We start from the raw sequence: 6,000 nt of genomic DNA, 5'->3' as shown, positions 1-6,000 counted from the left end.
CCCTGCCACCACAGCAGCTTGAGCGCGCCGCCACCGCCACGTTTGGTCGGCTTGTACAATGACGGGCTCTGGGCCATCGCCACGCCGCCGATGGCAAGGATCTGCGTCGCCATCGGCGCGGTGAGGCCAAAACCGATCATGCGCTGAATGAAGGCGCGGCGATCCATGCGGCCGTCCTTCACTTCGTCGATCATGTCCTTCAGGTCTGTGTCCAGCATCGTCGCCCCTCGTCAGGTTCTCATGTGGTTTTGGCAGGCCGGAAAGCGGCCCTGCCGGAAATTCCGGCGTAGATGGCGCACCGAATGACCCGCACGTCAACTGCAACCGTATGCATGCGAACGATCTTTTGGTCGTCGCTTAGGCAGACCGACGCTCCGGCGCACACCGCTTCGGCAATCCGTCGAAAAAACGTGCTCATGAGCACCCCGGATTGCGAAAAATTTGTTCGTCAAGGTCGGCCCTGCATCAGGCCAGGGACATGTCCAAAGGCGGTGCAACATCGTCCGGCAATGGGCTGACATAGGGTGTGCGGGCGGTGCGCTTCTTCAGGTCCGCCTTGGCGGCGGCGATCAGCTCCGGCTCGGTCAGCGCCTTGATGCCCAGCCCCGCCATCGCCTTCGCGACCTGCACCATGGCCTTGTGGGCGGCGGGGCTCTTGCCCTGCGCCACCACCTGCCAGGTATGGAATGGGGTACCTATGGCCACCGTGGGCCCGTGGACCTGCACGGTCGGCACCACCCAGCTGACGTCGCCGACGTCAGTCGAGCCGATCAGGGGGTTGCGCTTGGCGTCCAGCGGCACGAGGAAGTCGGCCAGCGGCCGCTCGCTCGGCTCCATTCCGATCGCGTGATAGACGGCGGCGATGTCCTGCTCGGTCAGCGTGGCCTGGATCTTCGCGGCAAAATCCCGGTCGGCATCGTCGAAAGGCGGCGGGCCGAGTTCTTCCATCACTCGATACAGCGCCTGCTCGAGCGGCGTGTTGGCCAGAACGTTCGACACGGCGGAAATGACCCGCATTTCCATCCTGGTTTCGGTCATCAGCGCCGCGCCCTGGGCGATCTTGTGGACGCGCGCCACCAGCTCGTTCATGCCGGGCAGGTCGCGGGCGCGGATCGAATAGCGCACGCGCGCATGGGCCTGCACCACGTTGGGAGCGATGCCGCCGGTGTCGAGCAGGGCATAATGGATGCGGGCGTCGCTCGGCATATGCTCGCGCATGTAGTTGACGCCGACGTTCATCAACTCAACCGCGTCGAGCGCGCTGCGGCCGAGATGCGGCGAGGCTGCTGCATGCGAAGTCCGCCCGGTGAAGATGAAATCGGCGCGCGTGTTCGCCAGCGAGGGAGTCACCGCCACTTCCCAAAAGCTGTGCGGGTGCCAGGTGATGGCAATGTCGGCATCGGTGAAAGCGCCGGACCGCACCATGAAGGCTTTCGCCGCACCGCCTTCCTCCGCCGGACAGCCGAAATAGCGCACGCGACCGGAAACCTTGTGCTCGGCGAGCCAGTCCTTCACGGCGGTGGCGGCAAGCAGGGCGGCCGAGCCGAGCAGATTATGGCCGCAGCCATGGCCATGACCGGCCGTCTCCATGGGGCGATGCTCCGCCACGCCGGCTTCCTGGCTGAGGCCGGGGAGCGCGTCATACTCGCCAAGGAAGGCGATGACGGGTCCGCCCTCACCCCATTCGCCCATGACCGCGGTGGGGATGCCCGCGACGTTCTCGGTGATGCGGAAACCCTGGTGGCGCAGCTCGGCCAGATGTTCGGCGCAGGAACGCGCCTCGGTGTAGCAGACCTCGGGCGTCGCCCAGACCTTGTCGCTCAAGTCGATGAAACGCGCCTTGATCGCATCAACGCCACGCCAAATGTCACTGCGGTTGTCCATCCGGTCCTTAGCTCCTGAAAGCCGATACGAAGGCGCGATGGTTATCAGTTCTGCCGGACCTCGCCTAGCGTCGCGCGGAAAATCAGCCATGCGGCGGACCACCACCGCGCGATCACGGATGGCCGATCGCGCAACACGCTGCTACTCGGCGGCGACCAGCCGGCGCCGGATCGGCGTGTCCGAGACGATCGCGGCACCGTCCAGCTTGCGCGCGATGGTCAATTTGCGGTCGTGGAAAGCTTCGAGCTCCGGGCGGTGCCCGACGCTGATGATCGTCGCCTCCGGCAGCTCCCGCGCAATCAACGCCATCAGCTCCGCCTGGCCCTCGACATGCAGCGCAGAGGTCGCCTCGTCCAGCGCAACGATGTCGGGCCGATGCAGCAGCAGGCGGGCAATCGCGAGCCGCTGCTTCTCGCCTTCCGACAGGATCCTGTCCCATGGGGCGACCTCTTCAAGCCGGACCGCGAATTGACCGAGACCGCAATCCGCGAGCGCGCGAGCCGCCTGCTCGCGCCCGAGTTGCCTGCGCGGCAACGGGTAGGTTACCGCCTCGTGCAGGCTGCCGAAGGGCACGTAAGGGCGTTGCGGCACGACGAGCATGCGCAGCCCGGGTGCCTGCACGATCTGACCCTCGCCCCACGGCCAGCAGCCGGCAATGGCGCGAACCAGCGAGCTCTTTCCGGCGCCGGATTCGCCGGCGATGAGCACGCGCTCGCCGCTGCGTATCGTCGCATTGGCGCGCCGCACGATCGGCGCGCCGCGGCCAAGGGACACGCCGAGCCCGCGGAGTTGCAGCGCGGCCCCTCCTTCTTCCTTGCGTCCGATACCGCCTCCGCGCGCGGCTTCGCTCTCCTCCAGCACGTCGAGCGCGAGGATCAGCGCACCGACGCGCCGGGCCGAGGCGGTCCAGTCGGCGAGCCTTGTGTAATTCTCCATGAACCAGCTCAAGGCGCCCTGCACGATGGTGAAGGCGGAAGCGACCTGCATGATCGCCCCCAACGTCATGGTGCCGTCGAAATAGCGCGGGGTGCACAACAGGACCGGCACGACGCCGCAAAGCTGCGCGCTGCCTTGCTGGACGATCACCGCACGCATGTGCTGCACCATGAGGTCGCGCCAGCGCGCCACCACGACGCCGAAATTCCTTCCGAGATGCTCCTGCTCGGCGACCGCGCCGCCGAGCAGAGCGATGCTCTCGGCATTTTCCCGCACTCGCGTCAACGCATAGCGGTACTCGGCTTCAGCCTGGTTCTTCTGTTCGGTCAGCGGAATGAACCGGAACGCGACCGCCAGCATCGAACCGTTGGCAACCAGCGCATAGACGATTGCCGCCCCGACGAGAAACCCGGGGATCACGACCGGGCGCCCCGCCACCACTTCGAGCGTCAAAGCACCGCCGACATGCCACAGCACGGCGATGAAGGTCGCGGCCGACAGGAGCGAGGTGACAAAGCCGGAGACGAAGTCGACCGGCATCTCGGTGGCGATGCGCAGATCGTCATTGATGCGATGCTCCGGATTATTGTGATCGCCGCCGATCAATTCCAGCTTGTAGAACCGGCTGTTTGCCAGCCAGCGCTTGAGCATGTGATCGTTGAGCCAGGCGCGCCAGGTCCGCTGCATGGTCATCCGGGCCCACATCGCGAACACGCAGACGATGAGGTACAGCGTGACCAGAACGGGAAACAGCAGCGCCTGATGGAGCGCGCCGGAAGCGTTCCTGGCCTCGAGCGCATCGTAAAAGTGCCGGTTCCACAGATTGAGGCCGTAAGTAATGCCGAGACTTGCGAGTACGACGGCCGTCAGGCTGACCGTAAGCAGCCATGGCAGTCCCGAGCCGCGTCCCACCCAATAACCCTTCGCACTACGGCAAAAGCGTCGAAGGCGCGAGGGAGCCGTTGGCGCGTCTTGCCGATCGCATGAAATGTCGTGGACCTCGTCCATGACTCCCCCCGCGCCGAATGCGGACGCAAGCGGGTTAGAACGCGGCGCGCCGTCCTATGTTCCTCGATGAGACCTGCGCGCGCGGCGCTCCTCAACTCGGCGAGGTGGGCACCGCCGACGGATCGACGTCATTCTCGATCAGACCGCGGTGCTGACGGCGCACGAGCGAGGCGTAGTAGCCGTTGCGCCGCATCAGCTCCGCATGCCGACCGCTTTCGATGATGCGCCCCTCCTTGAGCACGATGATGCGGTCGGCATTGACCACGGTCGAAAGCCGATGCGCGATGACGAAGGTGGTGCGCTCCATCACAAGCTGTTCGATCGCGGTCTGCACCGCCTCCTCGGATTCGGCATCGAGTGCGGAAGTGGCCTCGTCCAGGATCAGGATCGGCGGATTCTTGAGCAGCGCCCGCGCGATGGTGATCCGCTGCCGTTCGCCGACGGAGAGCAGCGCCCCGCGCTCGCCGACCTTGGTATCGTAGCCGTCCGGCAGGCGCATGATGAACTCGTGCGCGTTGGCGGCCTTCGCCGCCGCCTCGATTTCCTGGTTCGTCGCCTCTGGGCGGCCGTAGGCGATGTTCGACTTGATGGTGTCGTTGAACAACAGCGGGTCCTGCAGCACGACACCGATATTCCGCCGCAGCGAGCTCTGCTTGATGCTTCGCAGGTCTCGTCCATCGATGATGATCCGTCCCTCGAGCGGGTCGTAGAATCGCATCAACAGCGCCATCAACGTGGTCTTGCCCGAGCCGCTCGGTCCGACGATCGCGATCGTTTCGCCGGGCGCGGCATGCAGCGTCACCCCGTCGAGCAAGGGACGCTGCGGCTGCTCGTACTGGAAATACACATTCTCGAAACTCACCTCGCCGATGACCTCGGTGATTTCGATTGCATCGGGCGAGTCGCCCAGATGCTCCTGCACATTGAGGATGCCGAAGATCTCGTCGAGAGAAACCTGCGCCTTGCGCAGGTTCGAGTAGACGCCGCTCAGGCCCTGCACCGGCCCGAACAGGCCGCCGATATAGCCCAGGAATGCGATGACTGTACCGACCGTGATCTCCCCTTGCAGCACGAAGTAGGCACCCGACATCAGCCCGCCAAGTCGCGCCAGGGCCACCGCCAGATTGCTCGCCGAGGCATATCCCGCGTCGGTCGCAACGCCGCGGATCACGACCTTGTTTGCCGCCGCAACGTCGCGCAGGAAGCGCGCCTTTTCGGCGTCCTCCATCGCAAAGCTGCGGACGATGACGATTCCAGACAGCACTTCGTTGAAGCGCGAATAGATCTGCGCCCAGCGATCGAGCAGGGTGCGCTCGCGTCGCATCTGCTCGGGTCCGGCATGGGCGGCGATCACGGCCGGTAGCGGCGCAAACACCAGCACCAGCACAGCCAGACGCCATTCCAGGTGCAGCATCACCAGGATCGCGATTGTCAAGAAGACGACCGACGGCATGATGCTGAACAGGATCAGGGTGACGGCGCTGGTGAATCCCTGGATACTCCGGTCGAGCTTCGTCATGATGGCGCCGATGCCCTCGCTGCGCTGGACCCGCAGCGGCATGCGATGCAGCTTGCCGATCGTCGCCTCCAGAAGCGCATATTGCAGGCCGATGCGGGTTCGCCAGGTCAGCCAGCTGGCGAGCCCGTCCATCGCCTCTCGCGCCAGTGCGAATGCGAGCAGAAGGAGAATGCCGGCGAGGATGGCGCTCGCCTGCTGCATGTCGGTGAGCTGGTCGAACACCCACTTGAGCACCAACGGCTCGAACGCGTTGATGGCCGCGGCCGACAACACCAGAACAGAGATGACAATAATGGCGTGGCGTTGCGGCAGCGCAAAGCGCACGGCGGCATGCAGCCGCCGCAACCTGTCGAGCGTGCCCGCAGGCGCGGTTGTTTCGGTCTTGGATGTGGCGCGTTCCGTGTTCGCTATATACGTCACGCAGGGCCTTTCCTGCTTAACAGAACTCGGAACCCCGTCCCCGATCCGTCCGCCTTTTTTGCGGCAACACCTGACAGTTCCGGCGCCATCGCGGCTCGCCCCGTAGAGATACGGTTCAGGATCGCCACTGGCTCTTCGTCATCCTGCTTCCCGTTTGGCGCTCGCAATTCTGCGGAACACGCGACCACAACGCTCTTTCAGGAAGGCGCATGGCAGCCTAGATTAGGATCCGC

Annotated in this window: 3 protein-coding genes and 1 pseudogene; all 4 read right to left on the bottom strand. The window is 65.0% G+C overall.

What is annotated here, in order from left to right; translation table 11 throughout:
* Nucleotides 1-218: pseudogene (locus HY852_RS06715) on the bottom strand (peptide ABC transporter substrate-binding protein); the annotation flags it as partial.
* A 247-nt stretch (nucleotides 219-465) separates the two neighbouring features.
* A complete protein-coding gene (locus HY852_RS06710) occupies nucleotides 466-1,884 on the bottom strand; it encodes a M20 family metallopeptidase (RefSeq protein ID WP_291603608.1) in 1,419 nt (472 codons plus the stop codon).
* A gap of 141 nt (nucleotides 1,885-2,025) precedes the next feature.
* Nucleotides 2,026-3,732 carry an ABC transporter ATP-binding protein/permease gene (locus tag HY852_RS06705; RefSeq protein ID WP_291603607.1) on the bottom strand — a complete coding sequence of 569 codons (1,707 nt, stop codon included), beginning with the start codon at nucleotides 3,730-3,732 and terminating at the stop codon, nucleotides 2,026-2,028.
* A 187-nt stretch (nucleotides 3,733-3,919) separates the two neighbouring features.
* Nucleotides 3,920-5,767, bottom strand: coding sequence for an ABC transporter ATP-binding protein (locus HY852_RS06700; protein ID WP_291603606.1), 1,848 nt, complete (start codon nucleotides 5,765-5,767; stop codon nucleotides 3,920-3,922).
* Nucleotides 5,768-6,000: the final 233 nt, after the last annotated feature.

The sequence above is a fragment of the Bradyrhizobium sp. genome (assembly GCF_016213215.1).
Classification (GTDB): Bacteria; Pseudomonadota; Alphaproteobacteria; order Rhizobiales; family Xanthobacteraceae; genus Bradyrhizobium.
This window is presented reverse-complemented; position numbering and strand designations above follow the sequence as displayed.